The organism is Streptococcus mitis, assembly GCF_003942765.1.
GTDB lineage: Bacteria > Bacillota > Bacilli > Lactobacillales > Streptococcaceae > Streptococcus > Streptococcus mitis_BE.
In genome coordinates this window covers 20,985-38,279 of sequence record NZ_RJNW01000003.1, presented here as the reverse complement: position 1 = coordinate 38,279, position 17,295 = coordinate 20,985, and the positions used below count along the sequence as shown (strand labels likewise).

The following is a 17,295-nucleotide window of genomic DNA, read 5'->3' as shown; positions in this document are numbered from 1 at the left end:
TTGAAATACGCTCTAGCAAGCTTTTTCAAACCTAGTCATCGTTGCGGGGGTGAGACGACAAAATCGAACTCGGTGAGTTACCGAACCTTCCTCGTTTTTCTATTTTTAGACTCGGGCTAAAAAGGCCCCCCGGACCTTCTCTCACTTTCTTATTTCAAGGCGAGAGGCTGAAAACCTCCACTGGAGGTTATTCTTGCTCTCGAGTTTCAGGGCAAGAAGCTAAAAAGGTCCCCCGGACCTTTTTACTCCCAAAAGTCATCAAAGACGGTGATTGGTAAGTGGCGTTTGTGTTGGCCTTTGTGCCACCAGTTTTCAATGGTCGCTTGGGCTTCTTGGCTGATTGTTTTGCCTTCTAGGTAGTCGTCAATCTCTTCATAAGTGACTCCGAGGGCTACTTCATCAGCTAGACCTGGTTTATCTTCTTCTAGGTCTGCTGTGGGGATTTTTTCATAAAGGGCTGGGTCTGCACCAAGTTCCTTCAAGAGTTGTTTTCCTTGACGCTTATTGAGGCGGTAAAGAGGGAGAATATCCGCACCACCGTCACCAAACTTGGTAAAAAAGCCTGTGATATTTTCCGCAGCATGATCTGTTCCAATTACTGCTCCACTATGGACACCCGCAAGGGCATACTGAGCAATCATACGGCAGCGAGCCTTGATATTGCCCTTGTTGAAATCTGAAACAGGACTACCTGTCGCTTCAACTGCAGCTGTCATGGAATCAGCTGATTCCTTGATATTGACCACCAAGCTAATATCTGGCTGGATAAAAGCAAGAGCCTTTTGGGCATCTGTTTCATCGGCTTGTACTCCATAAGGCAGGCGGACTGCAATGAATTTATAATTTTCATCTCCAGTTTCAGCTCGCATTTCTTCCATAGCTAGTTGAGCCAAACGACCTGCCAAAGTCGAGTCCTGCCCTCCAGAAATCCCTAGTACAAAGGTCTTTAGGAAGGGATGTTTTTTCAGAAATCTTTTTAAGAAATCAATGGAACGACGGATTTCTTTCTGGGCATCAATCACTGGTTTCACGCCCAGTTCTTGGATAATCGTTTCTTGCAAACTCATTCTTCTTCTCCTTCACCGAGGGCTTCCTTACGCATTTTGTCAATCAAGTCCATCTTGTCTTGCCATACATCACGCGCCAAATCCACTGGATAATGCTGCGGATTGAGCACGCGCTTGTACTCATCCCAAAGCTTGTCAAATTCCTTACGGGCATAAGCCTGAATCTCAGTCAAGCTAGGCAGTTTATATATCAATTTTCCGTCTTTGAAGATATCCACCAAGAGAGGAACGGCATCAAAATTACGAACGGTCTTCTTGATGTAGGTATAGGTCGGATGGAACATCTTGATTTCTGTCATGTCGCTCACATCCACACCGTCATAAGTGATATAGTCTCCTTCTGACTTGCCTTTTTCACGACTGGTAATACGCCACACCTGCTTCTTACCTGGCGTAGACACTTTTTCAGCATTATTTGACAGCTTAATCGTATTGCGCATGTTCCCATTTTCATCTTCAATTGCAACAATCTTATAAACTGCCCCAAGAGCTGGCTGATCATAGGCTGTAATCAGCTTGGTTCCCACACCCCAGACATCAATCTTTGCCTTTTGCATCTTGAGGTTGAGAATGGTATTTTCATCTAGGTCATTTGAAGCATAAATCTTAGCCTCTGTAAATCCAGCCTCGTCCAGTTGCTGACGGACTTTCTTGGAAATGTAGGCAATATCCCCCGAGTCAATCCGCACACCCATAAAGTTAATCTGGTCACCCAGCTCACGCGCCACCTGAATGGCAGCTGGTACACCGATGCGAAGGGTGTCATAAGTATCCACAAGAAAGACGCAATTTTTATGGGTCGCAGCGTAAGCCTTGAAGGCCTCATAGTCATTACCATAAACCTGTACCAAGGCATGGGCATGGGTCCCCAAGACAGGAATGTCAAAGAGTTTACCAGCACGCACATTGCTGGTTCCATTGGCACCACCAATCACCGCTGCGCGTGTTCCCCAGATAGCCGCATCCATTTCTTGAGCCCGACGTGTTCCAAACTCCATCAAGGGTTCATCTTCAATAACCGAGCGAATACGAGCTGCCTTAGTCGCCACCAAGGTCTGGTAGTTGACGATGTTCAAAAGAGCTGTTTCAACCAACTGACATTGGGCTAGAGGACCTTCCACCTGCACAATCGGTTCATTAGCAAAAACCAAATCCCCTTCCTGAGCTGAACGAACAGTCAACTCCAACTTGAAATTGCGGAGATAGTCCAAGAATGCCCCATGATAGCCTAGCGACTCCAAATAGGCAATATCACTATCTGAAAAGCGCAAGTCTTCAAGATAATTCACAATTCTTTCCAAACCTGCAAAAACCGCATAGCCATTCTTAAAAGGCTGTTGGCGGAAATAAACCTCAAAGACCGCCTTTTTATTGTAAATTCCTTGGTCAAAGTAAACCTGCATCATGTTAATCTGGTACAAGTCCGTGTGCAATGTCAAACTATCATCTGGATACATACTTTTCCTACTTCCTTAGCTAGAAACACATGAAAACTGTCAAGAACTTTCATGTATTCCAATAAATTAGTACTATTATAACACATTTTAGCTGGATTGAGAAAAGAGTAACAAGCTATTCTCCACTCTCCAGTTCATCCATGTCTTGCTCAAATTTTTTCTGGGCCCATTCTCCATAGCTCTTAAGACCAAGATTGCCAATAAAGACCCAGGGAAGGTAAATGACATAAGTAATTGCCCAAGCAGATAGGTATTTAAGGTTCAAAGGATTGTGCTGATAAACTTCTATGTTGGATTGATAATTCTGTAACATCAAAAGAGTCGTAATAGCAAGAGTTACCAGCAAACACCCTAAAATTGTAAAATGAAAACGACTATAGTAGTTCACACCAAAATCTCGAGCACGGCCGAAAAAGTAAGAAGTTCCAATAATGATAATGATGAGAATCATTCTCGGATTAAAAAGACTTGGTGCTAATACTGCAATCATATAAGATAAAATCAAGAAAGCTATAGAGATATAGAAACTTTCAGCCCCCGCTTTATTGATCAGTTGTTCTTCTCTTTCGTCTAGTAATTGATAATAAAAAAATCTATTTTTCATCTTCTTCCTCCCAAAATAGTTGGTCTAGGGTTTTCCCTAGACATCTGCAAATGGACTGGCAGAGCGAGAGACTGGGATTGTATTTTCCCGCCTCTATCAAACCAATAGTCTGGCGCGTCACCCCGACAGCATCTGCCAGTTGACCTTGAGTTAAATCAAGCTCTACCCGAGCTAATTTTAATTTTAAATTTTTAGCCACCTGCATCCTCCTTATAGTTTTAAAAAGTTGCGCCTCTTTTTAACAACATTATATCATATATCTAACTTAATGCAATATATAAATGTCATTTTGTAATATTTTATTAACAAAAAACTCTCTACCACAAAATAATAGAGAGTTTTGACTTTAAATAAATTATTTCAAAATTTCAACAACATCGCTTCTTTTCTTAACCTGATAGGCCTTGATGCCCAATTTCTCAGCTGCGATTGCATTGTCTTCAATATCGTCTAGAAAGACACAATTTGTAGAATTTAACTGGTATTTATCGAGAATCCCCTTCATACTTATGTCAAGAACCCCTCATTACTTTATGATTTCATATTCTCCTTACAAATCCTTTTGGTAATAAAATCTTTGTCCTGTGTAGGGATAGTCTTGCAAAGCAAAGACTTCCTTGTAGCCATGTTTCTGATAAAAGTCTGGCGCTTGAAACTGGTAAGTATTGACAAAGGCAAAACGACAGTTTCGATTCTTAGCTTCAGTTTCTGCTTGCTGCAATAGTTTTGAACCGATTCCTTGCCCTCTCAGTTCTTCTTTTACAAATAAATACTCGATCTCTAGCCAATTTCCAAAAGTTTCTGCTATCAAACCTGCAAGGAGATTTCCCTTTTCATCTTCAACATAAAGATTAAGTGGCTCACTTTCAGCTTCTTCTCTTTTTGAACGGTTATAAAAACGAATCAGATTCCCTATTTCTTGTGATTTATGGGATTCCTTATTTTCCAATCTAAAGTACATCTAAATCTCCTTAAATACTGTTACAGCTTGATTATAGTCTTATTTCAATAGACTGTCAAACTAGCAAAAACCCACCAACTTGAGTTGATGAGTTTCGAATCTATTTTCTAAATTTCCACTGGCTATAAATCCCAAAACCGATAATCCAGATAGTTGATCCGATTGCTCCTACAAATGTAGACTCTTGTAAAAAGAGGGTTACAAAGACAAAGGCAAAGAAGAGCATGGTTAAAGGATTTAAGAAACGATAGTGGGGCATGAGGTAGCCATCCGCCATAAAGTCTGGTGACTTGCGGTATTTAAGATGAGCCACCATAATCAAGATATAAATGGCGATATAGACACCTGATGATGATGCTGTAATCAAGGCAAAGGCATCGGAAACACCTGGCAAGATATTGATAAAGGCTGCTAGGGCAATCAAGATTGCTGAAGCGATGATAGCATTTTGTGGTACATTGTGGCGAGAAAGAGTATCTGCTTTAATTGCTTTTAGGAAGCGATTTGGCGAATCATGGGCAATCTGGTATAAATGACGCCCTGTTGAATAAAGGGTTGAATTAAGAGCAGATGCTGCTGAAGTCAAAACGACGAAGTTAATCAAGGCTGCAGCCCACTTGATACCGGCCAATTCAAATACTGTAACAAAAGGAGAATCAGCAGAAGCAAGCTCACGCCAAGGAATGATAGCCATGATGGCTAAGAGGGCACCACCGTAGAAAAAGGCGATACGCAAAGGAATTTCCTTAACGGCTTTTGGCAAGACCTGACGTGGATTTTTTGTTTCTGAAGTTGTTACCCCGATAAACTCAATCATGAGGTAGGCAAAGAAAACCATCTGGAAGGCCATGACAAAGTTCACTCCACCATTTGGGAAAAGGGAGAAATTGCCGGCAATATTAGCCAAACTTGCTACTCCATGAGGTGTCTTAAAGCCTGTCAAGACCATAAAGACTCCTGTGGCAATCATAGCTAAAATAGCCACAATCTTGACCATCGCAAACCAAAACTCAACTTCCCCAAAGAGCTTCACCGCAATCAGATTGACTAAGGCTAGAATGGTCAAAAATCCAATCTCAATCATCCAACTTGGCCAGCTAGGGAACCAAAACTGAACATAGTGAGAGATAGCAGTGATTTCCGCCATACCTATAAAGACAACGGATAGCCAGTAGGACCAAACCGAGAAATAACCCCAGCCCTTACCCAAATGGCGCGTGATAAAGTTGATAAAGGTATGTTGCTCAGGGTCTTGGTAGAGCATTTCCCCAACCGCACGCATCATAAGGAACATGAAAGCCCCAGTAATCATATAAATCAGTACAATGGAAGGACCTGTAAGGCTAATAGAACGACCTGCTCCCAAAAAGAGTCCTGTTCCGATTGTTCCCGCAATGGCCATAACCTGCACGTGACGATTAGTCAGACCACGCTCCATCTTGTTTTTTTTCTTCTTTGAACTCATATAGTCTCCAATTCTTTTTAAACCTAAAAAGGAGCAAAGAAGGATTTTTCCCTCTTTTTACTCCTTTTAATCATTAGGCTGTTTTTTCAACCTTCAAGATTTTTACATCATAGCTACCAACAGGTGTTTCAATTGTTGCTGTATCACCTGTTTTCTTGCCAATCAAGGCTTGTCCAATTGGGCTTTCATTTGAAACTTTACCTGCAAAGGCATCCGCACCCGCTGAACCTACGATAATATAAACTTCTTCTTCGTCCTCACCAATTTCTTGGATAGTGACTGTTTTACCAATCGCTACTTCGTCTTGGGCAACTGAGTCACTATTGACGATTTCAGCATAACGGATTTTTGTTTCCAAGCTAGAGATTTGTCCTTCGACAAAGGCTTGTTCATCCTTAGCTGCTTCATACTCACTGTTTTCAGAAAGGTCACCGTATGAACGGGCAATCTTAATGCGTTCTACCACTTCTGGTCGGCGGACCAATTTCAATTCTTCTAATTCTTTTTCTAGTTTTTCCTTTTCCTCAAGGGTCATAGGATATGTTTTTTCTGCCATTTTTCTCAACTTTCTTTCGATAGTATTGAATCTCTATCTGAGATTCTCATGTTTGTAGTCTTAGTTTGAACTACTATTTTGAGTAAGTTTGCTATTGACGTGCTCAGCTACATTACGATCATGTTCTTCCTGTGTCACTGCGTAATAGACTTTACCATCTGTAACATTGGCTACAAAGTATAGGTTCTCACTCTTAGTTTGATTGATACTTGCTTCAATCGCGTCCTGACTTGGACTATCTACTGGACCAGGCATCAAACCAGATTTTGTATAAACATTGTATGGTGAATTAATCGATGTATCAATTCCAGCATCGTCTGCTAGGCTGATATTTTGGCCAAGTTTCCCTTGGGCATACAAGATTGCAATATTGCTTTGAAGTGGCATACCAAGATTCAAGCGGTTGTAGAAAACACCCGCAATCAACTTACGGTCTTCAGTCTTAGCCCCTTCTTTTTCAACCAGTGAAGCAATTGTTAGCAATTCATTGACAGTCAAGTTCTTAGACTTAATTGCACTATAGTGCGGAGTCAAGGTCTTATCCATAGCTGCCAGCATCTCATCAATCAAACTTTCAATAGTCGTGCTTTCCTTGATAGAGTAGGTCGCTGGGAAAAGATAACCTTCCAAACGGTAACGAGCTCCACTTTCTTTCGTTGGCAAGCTTTCGAGTAGGTTTGGATATTTAGCAACTTCTTGACTGATAAAGTTGTCATCTTGCACTTTAGCCAAGAAAGTTTCCGCTGTCAAAGGTTCTTTAAATTCACCTTGTAATTGGCCTACAGCTTGGGCAATTTGATCAATCGTATATCCTTCTGGAATTGTCAAGTTTGCAAGAGATGGAGCCTGAGGTTCAGGTGTACCACCTTTTTGCAGTTCCTTAATGATGTCCTCTGTACTCATGCTCTTTTGCAAATTGTAATATCCAGCCTTCAAATCTGAATAATTCTTATATTTTGCATAGAAAGCAAAAATCACACCGTGTTTAATCACACCAGAATGCTCAAGAGTTGATCCGATTTCTTGGACATTGGCTCCTTCTGGAATTTGAACAGTCACATATTCCTTAGAATTTGCATCAACAGGTAGCAAGGATGACTGAACATACTGATAACCGAAGTAACCACCTGCCGAAATCAAGGCTAGGAAAATCAGTAGAGAAATGAAGAATGCCTTCAAATGTGATTTTTTCTTCTTAACTGGTTTAACTGTCTCACGGCGACTACGTCTAGGAACTGAACCTAGGCTATCTGCCGATTCAGCTAACTCAGATAGCTCATTATCCACTGCAGGAGTACTAACTTCTTCCTGTTGTCTACTTGTTTTATACGACACCGCAACCTTTGTTGGAATCTCGTTAAATTCTTTGTCTTCGTTAAGTTTTACAGGTTCTACTTTTGGTTGAACTGGCTCGAAAACAGGTTCTACTGGTTCAACTACCGCTTCAATTTTAGGTTCTGCAACTTCTTCATTTCCTGCAATTTCATCCGAAATATTATTAGAACGTGATGGAACACCAGGAGCATTCTTTAATATTTGATCCACAACAGAAAGAGAATTCGCCATCAACTCTTCTGCTGAAGGTTCATGTTCCTGAGTTGAAGGATCTACTGAATCTTCTTGAGATAAAGGAGTTTCAAAACTTGTAATCTCGTTTTCTTGCTCACTTCTATCTTGTTTTTTTACTCTCTCTAAATCACGTAAAATTTGCTCTTTAAAGCTTAATTTTTCGTCTTCTCTTGTTTTTTCACTCAAAAGTTTATCCTCCTCGTTGACAATCCATAATATTATATCTTAAAAACGAAAGAAAAGCAACCTAGCATGCTTTTCTAGCTTATTTTTTAGCTTCCCAAACCATATCATACCATGTTTCCCCTGCAAAGGTTGACTGGGACTGGCCTTCATTGACAAATCCATGTTTTTCGTAGTAGGCGATGAGGTAGTCATGACAGGTTAGGTTAATACCTTCTCTTTCGTGTTCAAGAGCCAACTCTTTCAAGGCTGTTAATAATTTTTGACCAAGTCCAAGGCCCTGTGCTTCCTTGGCAATAGAAAGACAGGTCACAGAGATATAACCACTCGGCTCATGACTATAATCTTCTATCTCTTCTGTAAAAGACTGATCTTGCAGATGGCGGTATGGTCCAACTGGCCCTTCTATATACCCCATGATTCTGCCTTCTTTTTCTGCAACCAGAAAAGAGGTCTGAATTTTTCGCAAATGCGTCTCAAAAACCGAGCGAGGAATGGCTTCTTCAAGTGAGAAATTTTCTAGTTCAATCTCAACGATACGATCTAAATCTTCTAATCTTGCTTTCCTGATTTTCATTGTGCCTCCAGATAAAAGGGATTAAACCAAATCATACTAAAACCTTGACTAGCTGCATAAAGGGAAGTTTCTTCATCAATAAAACCGTTCATTTCAAAATAGGATAGCAACTCATCAGGACTCTTCAAACGAATAGCTTTGTAATCCAGCTCAACCGCCACCTCTTTCAAGGCTGCAAGAAGAAGCGTGCCCAAGCCCTGTCTCTGATGGCCAGAGTCAATGACTAAAGAATGCATTTCTAGACATTGCGGATTATGTGGCTGAGGATCGCCTAGAACATAGCCCAGAAGCTGATTTTCATCCCTAGCTAGAAGAAAGGTATCCGCACACTTACGGATACTTTCTTCTAAAATATGGGAAGGTTGCTGATTTTCAGCTGGAAAAGATGAGGCCTGAAGTGCCTCTATCTCAGTTAAATCAGACTTACTTGCCCGAATGATTTTAATTGGAATTTCCATGAGAACTTCCTATTGAACATTGCTTGTCAGGTTAGACAAGAGACGCTCGAATGAATATTCATAGGTTTGGATATCGCCTGCTCCCATAAAGACGTAAACAGCATTGTCATGGTCTAGGAGTGGAGAAACATTTTCAACAGTAATCACTTGGTGTTTCTTGTTAATTTTATTAGCTAGGTCTTCTACCTTAACATCTCCATGGTCCACTTCACGAGCAGATCCATAAATTTGGGCTAGGTAAACTGCATCCGCTTGGTTCAAAGCGTGGGCAAATTCGTCCAACAAAGCGATTGTTCTTGTAAAAGTATGCGGTTGGAAGACTGCAACAATTTCCTTGCTTGGGTATTTCTGACGAGCCGCATCCAAGGTTGCAATAATTTCTGTTGGATGGTGGGCAAAGTCATCGATAATCACTGTGTCATTGACAATTTTCTCAGTGAAACGACGCTTAACACCGGCAAATGTTTTCAAGTGTTCACGCACCAAGTTCAAATCAAATCCTGCTGTGTAAAGAAGACCAATAACGGCTGTCGCATTCATGATATTGTGTCGACCAAAGGTTGGAATGTGGAATTGACCCAACTCTTGTCCACGGAAGTGAACTGTGAAGGTTGAACCAGTTGTTGAACGAAGAAGATCGCTAGCTACAAAGTCATTACCTTTTTCTTCAAAACCATAATAATAAATAGGAGCATCAGACGTAATTTTGCGTAACTCAGCATCTTCACCGTAGATAAACAAACCTTTTGTAATTTGTTTAGCATAATCGTTAAAGGCATTGAAAACATCTTCTAGACTTGTGAAATAATCTGGATGGTCAAAGTCAATGTTGGTGATAATAGAGTATTCTGGGTGATAAGGCATAAAGTGACGCTCGTATTCGTCAGATTCAAAGACAAAATATTTAGCATTGGCCGAACCACGACCAGTCCCGTCTCCAATCAAGAAGCTAGTATCTGTAATGTGAGACAAGACATGAGACAACATCCCAGTAGTTGAAGTTTTTCCATGCGCTCCAGCTACTCCCATGCTGACAAAGTCACGCATAAAGCTACCTAGGAACTCATGGTAACGTTTGTAGCTGATGCCATTTTTGTCCGCATAAGCAATTTCGACGTTGTTATCTGGACGAAAGGCATTTCCAGCGATAATTTCCATATCACCGTCTAGATTCTTTTCATCAAAAGGAAGAATGGTAATTCCTGCCTGCTCAAGACCACGTTGAGTAAAGTAGTACTTTTCAACATCTGAACCCTGTACCTTATGCCCCATTTGGTGCAACATCAAGGCCAAGGCACTCATACCTGATCCCTTAATTCCGATAAAATGATATGTCTTTGACATGTTTTCTCCCCTATTCCGTAATTCTTGTCAGATTCAACTCTTGTGCCACCTGACGTTCTTGTTCTTTTTGTTGATTCTTTTTATTGTAGATTTGACTCTTCTTCAGAAAATCATAGTTGTTTTTCTTTGGGCCTGAAGTTTCTTTTGGATCAGCTTGAGTCGAAATATTGTTCACTTCTTCCGCCAAGATGTAATGAGACTGGGTCAATTTTTGACTATATTTAACAAATTCACCAGGATTTTCCTTTTGGAAAGGCGCTGTAGGTTGATTGCCCTGTCTATCCAAACGTTGCTGAGAAGGGCGTCTTGTAGGAGTAATATCCTTAGTCAGATAACTTGCTGAGCGTTTCTTTTTCAAGTCCGCACGCGCTTCTTCACGTGCAACCTCCGCATAGCTCTTTCCTTCTTTTTTAACTCCTAAACCAGACTTCTTAGGTTTCTCTACGGGCTTTTCAATCTGTTTTACTGGTTTTTCTTCAGTAATAGGGGCCCACTCCAGATAATTCTTATCACGGTATTCTCCCTTGATATTACTGATAAAGTCAGATTCATCATAGAGGTCCATAACCGGCATCTCAGTCAACATGACCTCATCATCTGACACCAATGGAAATCGTTCTTCTCTCATTTTCTATTTCCTTTCAACACTTCATTATAGCGTATTGTCTTGATTTTTCAAGTGCTGGCTTCAGAAATTCCCAAAATTTCTCTAATTTCTGCTAGGCTGAGACTGCCACGTGACTCTGTGCCGTCCAATACTTGTGACACCAGATGTTTCTTTTGCTCTTGGAGTTCCTGAATTTTTTCTTCAATGGTTCCCCTGGTCACTAAGCGATAAACCTCAACCGTTTCTTCCTGACCCATCCGATGGGCACGGCCAACAGCTTGCGCTTCCACCGCAGGATTCCACCAAAGGTCAACCAAGATCACTGTATCAGCACCTGTCAGGTTCAGACCAACACCACCAGCCTTGAGGGAAATCAGAAAGGCATCTCTTTCTCCTTGGTTAAAGGCCTTGGTCATATCTTGTCTTTCCTTGGCTGGGGTTGAACCCGTAATTTTAAAGGATGTCAAGCCCAAGTCTGGCAGTTCTTGTTCAATTTTCTCCAACATTCCCTTGAACTGCGAGAAAATCAAGACACGGTGTCCACCGTCTGCCACCTGTACCAGCAGGTCTCGGAGACTATCCAGTTTGCCACTGGCTCCCTGATAATCTTCCATAAAGAGGGCAGGAGTGTCACAAATTTGACGCAAGCGCATCAGACCAGACAAGATTTCCACACGACTTCGCTGGAATTCCTGATCTGATACTTGAGCCAATCTATCTCTCATCTGTTGCAACTGGGCTAGGTAGATAGCCTTTTGCTGGTCTTCCAGTTCATTCTTATAAACCACTTCAATCAAATCTGGCAATTCAGTCAGAACTTCTTCTTTCTTGCGTCGCATAACGAAAGGCTTGATAAACTGAGCCACACGTTCAGCTGGCAATTTCATAAATTCTTTCTTGCTTGGCAAAAGTCCTGGCATGACGATTTGAAAAATAGACCACAGCTCACCTAGATGGTTTTCAATAGGAGTTCCTGACAGGGCAAAGACTGATGGCACCACAAATTGTCTCAATGTCTGGGCAATCTTGGTCTGGGCGTTCTTCATGACCTGAGCTTCATCTAAGAAAAGGAAGTCAAAGGACATCCCCTTATAAAGCTCACTGTCCTGACGGAAGGTAGCATAGCTAGTCACATAGATTTGATGGCTTTCAGCAAGAATCTCTTCACGACTAGCTTTCAAACCATGAACAACAGCCACATCCAACTGTGGGGCAAATTTCTGAAACTCATCTGCCCAGTTGTAAATCAAACCAGATGGAGCTAAAATCAAAACCCGACTTTCTTTTGTCACTTGACTGGTCAAAAAAGCAATGGTCTGCAGGGTTTTACCAAGTCCCATATCATCAGCTAAAATCCCACCAAAACCATAATAATGGAGCATTTGCAACCAACGAATTCCCTTTTCCTGATAATCTCGCAAGTCAGCCTGAACCTGAGTTGCTTGCAAAGGAAAGTCCTCTGGATGCGTCAAATCGTGGGCCAGATTCTGGAATTCTTGTGAAAAAGAAACACGGTCACGCCCTTCAAAGAGATGAGCTAAACTATAAGCCAAGGATTTTCGAGTCTGCAAGGCCCCATCTTTTAATTCAAACTGCCCCAGTTCGTGTAGATTTTGGCGAATTTTCTTGGTTTCTTCATCGAAAAAGTAGACTTGATTAGACGAATCAATGTAAAAATCTTGATTGGCAACCAAGGCCTGCATGGCTTGGTCTATTTCCTCTTGGGCGATATCTTGAAAATCAAACTGGATTTCCAAGAGACCTCCTTTGGAAGCAATCTGAACTTGAGGGCTTGCTAGACTATAAAGTTCTTCTAGCTTGTCTGATAGGTCAACATTTCCGAGTTTTTCAAAGACTGGAATGATTTCATGAAAGAAATGATAGATGGACTCAGCTTTTAAAGCCTGGCGCCAAGATTGAAAATCGGCTTCAAAACCCGCTGCCAGACAGACTTGGAAAATTCTTTCTTCTAAGTCCGCATCACTCGAAAATGGTAATTCTTCTAGTCCCTGTCGGCTAGATACCTGTCTATCCCCATAATCAAACTGGATTTCTAAACGAATCCGATTATCCTCTTCCCTGTCAAAGTAAAACGATGGAGAAAAAGATTTGATTTGTAGACGTTCTGGAGCTGAAACGGCGCCCATCTGGCTAAAAAGAGTTAGACAGGAAGCCAACTTATCGCGGTCACTGCTATCAAATTGCAGGTGTTTTTTCCCATATTGATCCAAAGGCAGCGCTTTGATTTCCTTGAGAAGACGCATCTGCTGGTCTCTTAGAAAATAAACCTGTCCTTTATGGAAAAGTACAGCTCCCTGATAAAAGACATTGACCCTTGGACTCTCACTGATTTCCATTTCAAAATAATCCGAGTATTCTGTTACTGTAAAGGCAAATAGATTAGCATCAGCATGCATATCCTGAAAAAGTAGGGTCTGATAGCTATCCACTTGATGATCAAATTGAAAATGGGGCAAAGTCATCAGCAAATTCACACCCTGCTCAAAAAAAGTCAGAGGGAAAAAGAGGTGCCGACCTTGGTTTTGGAAAAAGAGATCTGGAGCCTGTCCTTCTTCCACTAGTCCCCGCAAGAAAGTCAAAAGTTCTTGGCTGGCCTCATCAAAGGATTCCCAAGACAAGGATTCCTCATAGATCTTACCAATCATATAAGGTTTTCTCTTCTCGACGACTTTTAGAAAGAGTGGAATATCGCGAATGACATAGTATTTTTGGCTATTGATTTGGCCGATTCTCAGCGTCCACAAGATATGATTAGTTCCTGCTTCCACCTGACCCACAGCGGATAATTCATAGGCTCGGTCTGTTTTGGGAGACAAGATTCGATCCAAAAACTTGCCTCCCAAGGTCACCTTGGTTTCAACGGCCTCTTTTTCTTCATGACCTTCTTCCAGACTCTGCAAGATTTCCTGACCACGCTCATCATTTTTTAGAAAATGCTCCAGCGCTGCCAAATGTACACAGTAGCCTCTCTTTTGAAAAAAATCGCAAGCACAAAAAATCAAATCATCCTCTAAACTATAGCGCAGTTCTTCTTCTGCGACGCGAGCGTAGAGCCGATTATTCTTTTCCTTGATGATGTCAACTTTACCAGTTTCATAAAGGGCAACGCCTTCGATACGGACTTTCCCCGGAATCAATTTAGCCATATTTTTACCTTTACCTTATCTTTTTATTATACCATATTTTCCCCTATGAAAATAGCCTTCTAAGGATACTTTTCTCCTAGAAGGCTGGATTTTTAAAGTTTAGCAAAAGTGGTCACGATGCGTTGGCAAACCTCTTCTAGTACTGACTTCGGCATAGCTACATTGAGACGGGCATGGAGACTCCCTTCCTCTCCAAAATCCAAACCACGGTTGAGGATAACCTTGGCTTCATTTCTCAACAGCTCTTGCAATCTTTCATCAGTCAGGTCATAGGCTGAAAAATCAAGCCAAATCAAGTAGGTTCCTTGCGGCTTCATGACCTTGATTTTAGTCTCTTTTCCAAATAAATCTACCACATAATTAATATGGTCTTCAAAGACTTGCTTGAGTTCCTCTAGCCAATCCTTCCCATAGCGATAAGCAGCTTCTGTCGCCAGATAACCCAAGCCTGAAATTTCATGTTGATTATTAGCCAACTGGCGTTTCTGGTAAGCCACTCTCAACTTAGGATTTTCAATGACTGCATAGGAATTTTTTGTTCCAGCGATGTTAAAAGTTTTAGTAGCACTGCTTAAGACGATAGCAAATTCTTTAAAGGCAGGATTAATGGTATTGAAAGAATGGTGTTTGTGACCAAAGAGGGCCAAATCTTGGTGAATCTCATCTGAAACCAAGAAAACACTATGTTTTTGACAGAGCTGGCCAATCTTCTCCAACACTTCCTTTTCCCACACACGTCCACCAGGATTATGAGGGTTGCAGAGGATATAGAGTTTCACATCCTCTTCTACCAAATCCTTCTCCAATTGGTCAAAGTCAATCTCAAACAGACCATCCTTTTCCACCAAAGAATTGGTAATCAATCTGCGGTTATTCAACTTGACACTGCGAGCAAAAGGTGGGTAAACTGGTGTGTTAATCAGAACTGCCTCGCCTTCTTTTGTAAAGGCTTGAATAGCTGTTGAGATGGCTGGTACCACACCCTCGATAAAGACAAGAGCCTCTTTGTCAAAGTGGTAACCGTGTTGTGTTGCTTCCCACTTTTGAACTTCCTTAATTAACTCTTCACTGGCATAGGTATAGCCATAAACCAGTTGATCAGCGTAAGTTTGCACAGCTTGGCGGATTTCAGGCAAGACTACAAAGTCCATATCCGCTATCCAAGCTGGTAGGATTTCACTATCCGTTTCTGCTTCTTTCCATTTATAGGTATGGTGCCCTAAACGATTAGGCAGACTTGTAAAATCATATTTTCCCATCTTTATCTTATCCTTCCAAGGCTTGGCGCAAATCTGCAATCAAATCTCTAGAATCCTCAATCCCAATCGACAAACGCAATAGGTCATCTGTCAAACCATAAGAATGGCGCACTTCTGCTGGAATATCAGCGTGAGTTTGTGTCGTTGGATAAGTAATAAGACTTTCCACTCCACCCAAACTTTCCGCAAAAGAGAAGACCTTGAGGCTGTTCAAAATGTGAGGAATGCGTGTTTCATCGGCTACTTTAAAGGAAATCATGCCTCCACGACCAGTGTAGAGAACTTCCTTAACTGCTGGAGAATCCTTCAAAAAGGCAACCACTTCTTGGGCATTGGCAGTTGAGCGCTCCATACGAAGAGACAAGGTCTTGAGACCACGAATCAATTGATAACTGTCAAACGGAGACAAGACTGCTCCTGTCGTATTGAGATTGTAAAAGAGTTTCTCGTATAGTTCTAAACTATTGGTCACAACCACTCCAGCCAAGACATCATTGTGCCCTGCTAGATACTTGGTTGCTGAATGCAGAACGATATCAGCTCCATCTTCAATCGGACGTTGGTAGATAGGGCTGTAGAAGGTATTGTCCACCACCACTTTGGCACCCTTAGCATGAGCCAGTTTTGCTAGTTTTTCGATATCAAATTCCAACATCAAGGGATTGGTTGGTGTTTCGATATAGAGAACATCCACGTCCTTTTCTAACTCGGCAATCAACTCCTCTTCTGTATTAGCATAGGTAAAATGGAATCGACCTTCCTGCTCCACTTGATTGAACCAGCGGAAAGAACCACCGTAAAGGTCACGTACTGCCAAAACTTTACTTCCTACTGGGAAAACGCTAAAGGCCAGTACAATTGCTGACATGCCTGAGCTAGTCGCTAGGGCATAATCTGCTGACTCAATGGCCGCCAAGACTTCTTCAGCCTTGCTGCGAGTTGGGTTTTTAGTCCGAGTATAGTCAAATCCAGTAGACTGACCAAACTGAGGATGCTGATAGGTCGTTGAAAAATGCAGCGGTGTCACCAAAGCTCCTGTCGCTTCATCTGACTTGATACCCGCCTGGGCCAAAATTGTGTTGATGTGTAATTCCTTGCTCATACAATACCTCCAAATCTATAGTAACTATTGTACCACTTATTTTCATCAACTCATTTTCTTCTTTTCAAGAGCTAGTTATAGTTTCAAACTATAGACTTATACTCTTCGAAAATCAAATTCAAACCACGTCAGCGTCGCCTTACCGTATATATGTGACTGACTTCGTCAGTCTTATCTACAACCTCAAAACAGTGTTTTGAGCAACCTGCGGCTAGCTTCCTAGTTTGCTCTTTGATTTTCATTGAGTATTAGCTTGTAAAGCTAAAAAAGAATCCAGAAAACATTCCAGATTCTTTTGTGAAAATGATTGCTAGGGCTTACTTGGACCAAAAGAAATCCTGTTGAGCTAAATAGTCATAATGCTCTTTGTTAAATTGATACTGACCCACATGCTGACTAATCTGACCGACATCCACGGAAAAAATATAGGCTTCATTTTGATAGTTCCAGTTCAGCCTAACAGTATTCAAGACTGGCTTATAAGTAAAATCTTTAACTTGATTCCAAGGCATCTCAAGGACTTGATTAGAACGATTTTCAGTTATATCACTGATGTCCATCAAGTAGATTCCCTTAGGTGTGAATGCCAGAATCTTAGGCTTCACGCTCGACTGAACATAGTAACTTCCTCCTACAATGAAGAAATCAATAAAAGATTTCAGCCATGTCTTTTTCTTGAAGGCCATCAGAAAATTCTTTTGCCCTTCAATGCGACAAGTTGACAGAAATGATGCAATCTGTTTTTCTGTCGCAAACTCCATAATAGCGCCCATGATGTTACCTCCATAACGATTAGTAAATAGGCATATAAGAACTCTTCACATAAAGAAGAACCTATCATTTGTTGCGTTTTATCTTACTTTTCCAGTAGACGACATCCCTCCTATAAAATCACTCTAGCATATACATACTTCAATCA

17 protein-coding genes are annotated in these 17,295 nt (G+C 41.3%); all 17 read right to left on the bottom strand.

Going from position 1 to position 17,295, the window contains the following annotated elements; translation table 11 throughout:
• Positions 1 to 242: 242 nt before the first annotated feature.
• The 17 genes from nadE to D8849_RS05395 all read right to left on the bottom strand — a co-directional run bounded on the left by nadE (position 243) and on the right by D8849_RS05395 (position 17,149).
• Positions 243 to 1,067 carry an ammonia-dependent NAD(+) synthetase gene (gene nadE / locus D8849_RS05470; RefSeq protein ID WP_125386440.1) on the bottom strand — a complete coding sequence of 275 codons (825 nt, stop codon included), beginning with the start codon at positions 1,065 to 1,067 and terminating at the stop codon, positions 243 to 245.
• Entirely contained in the window at positions 1,064 to 2,524 is a 1,461-nt protein-coding gene (locus tag D8849_RS05465; RefSeq protein WP_125386439.1) for a nicotinate phosphoribosyltransferase, read from the bottom strand. Before D8849_RS05465 ends, nadE begins: the two co-directional genes overlap by 4 nt.
• A gap of 115 nt (positions 2,525 to 2,639) precedes the next feature.
• Entirely contained in the window at positions 2,640 to 3,128 is a 489-nt protein-coding gene (locus D8849_RS05460; RefSeq protein WP_125386438.1) for a DUF6773 family protein, read from the bottom strand.
• Positions 3,118 to 3,327: a helix-turn-helix transcriptional regulator gene (locus D8849_RS05455; protein WP_001107497.1), complete on the bottom strand. Its 210-nt coding sequence runs from the start codon at positions 3,325 to 3,327 to the stop codon at positions 3,118 to 3,120. Before D8849_RS05455 ends, D8849_RS05460 begins: the two co-directional genes overlap by 11 nt.
• A 156-nt stretch (positions 3,328 to 3,483) precedes the next feature.
• A complete protein-coding gene (locus tag D8849_RS10455) occupies positions 3,484 to 3,633 on the bottom strand; it encodes a hypothetical protein (protein WP_083281718.1) in 150 nt (49 codons plus the stop codon).
• A 45-nt stretch (positions 3,634 to 3,678) separates the two neighbouring features.
• On the bottom strand, positions 3,679 to 4,089 hold the full coding sequence (locus tag D8849_RS05450) for a GNAT family N-acetyltransferase (RefSeq protein WP_083281717.1): 411 nt from the start codon (positions 4,087 to 4,089) through the stop codon (positions 3,679 to 3,681).
• A gap of 100 nt (positions 4,090 to 4,189) precedes the next feature.
• Positions 4,190 to 5,554: an amino acid permease gene (locus D8849_RS05445; protein WP_185756214.1), complete on the bottom strand. Its 1,365-nt coding sequence runs from the start codon at positions 5,552 to 5,554 to the stop codon at positions 4,190 to 4,192.
• A 73-nt stretch (positions 5,555 to 5,627) separates the two neighbouring features.
• Positions 5,628 to 6,110, bottom strand: coding sequence for a transcription elongation factor GreA (greA, locus tag D8849_RS05440; RefSeq protein WP_000818768.1), 483 nt, complete (start codon positions 6,108 to 6,110; stop codon positions 5,628 to 5,630).
• A 60-nt stretch (positions 6,111 to 6,170) separates the two neighbouring features.
• Positions 6,171 to 7,865, bottom strand: coding sequence for an endolytic transglycosylase MltG (mltG, locus tag D8849_RS05435; RefSeq protein ID WP_125386436.1), 1,695 nt, complete (start codon positions 7,863 to 7,865; stop codon positions 6,171 to 6,173).
• A gap of 79 nt (positions 7,866 to 7,944) precedes the next feature.
• On the bottom strand, positions 7,945 to 8,439 hold the full coding sequence (locus tag D8849_RS05430) for a GNAT family N-acetyltransferase (RefSeq protein ID WP_125386435.1): 495 nt from the start codon (positions 8,437 to 8,439) through the stop codon (positions 7,945 to 7,947).
• Positions 8,436 to 8,897, bottom strand: a complete 462-nt coding sequence (locus D8849_RS05425) for a GNAT family N-acetyltransferase (protein WP_125386434.1) — start codon at positions 8,895 to 8,897, stop codon at positions 8,436 to 8,438. Before D8849_RS05425 ends, D8849_RS05430 begins: the two co-directional genes overlap by 4 nt.
• A 9-nt stretch (positions 8,898 to 8,906) precedes the next feature.
• Positions 8,907 to 10,241, bottom strand: coding sequence for a UDP-N-acetylmuramate--L-alanine ligase (gene murC, locus D8849_RS05420; RefSeq protein WP_125386433.1), 1,335 nt, complete (start codon positions 10,239 to 10,241; stop codon positions 8,907 to 8,909).
• A gap of 10 nt (positions 10,242 to 10,251) precedes the next feature.
• Positions 10,252 to 10,869 carry a divisome accessory protein ZapJ gene (locus D8849_RS05415; protein ID WP_125386432.1) on the bottom strand — a complete coding sequence of 206 codons (618 nt, stop codon included), beginning with the start codon at positions 10,867 to 10,869 and terminating at the stop codon, positions 10,252 to 10,254.
• A 47-nt stretch (positions 10,870 to 10,916) separates the two neighbouring features.
• Positions 10,917 to 14,015, bottom strand: coding sequence for a pilus expression-regulating Snf2 family helicase (locus D8849_RS05410; RefSeq protein WP_125386431.1), 3,099 nt, complete (start codon positions 14,013 to 14,015; stop codon positions 10,917 to 10,919).
• A 92-nt stretch (positions 14,016 to 14,107) separates the two neighbouring features.
• Positions 14,108 to 15,274 (bottom strand): MalY/PatB family protein, encoded by a 1,167-nt coding sequence (locus D8849_RS05405; RefSeq protein ID WP_070479437.1) that lies wholly within the window; start codon positions 15,272 to 15,274, stop codon positions 14,108 to 14,110.
• A gap of 7 nt (positions 15,275 to 15,281) precedes the next feature.
• Positions 15,282 to 16,376, bottom strand: coding sequence for a cystathionine gamma-synthase (locus D8849_RS05400; protein ID WP_125386430.1), 1,095 nt, complete (start codon positions 16,374 to 16,376; stop codon positions 15,282 to 15,284).
• Between the two features lie 317 nt (positions 16,377 to 16,693).
• On the bottom strand, positions 16,694 to 17,149 hold the full coding sequence (locus D8849_RS05395) for a hypothetical protein (RefSeq protein WP_125386429.1): 456 nt from the start codon (positions 17,147 to 17,149) through the stop codon (positions 16,694 to 16,696).
• Positions 17,150 to 17,295: the final 146 nt, after the last annotated feature.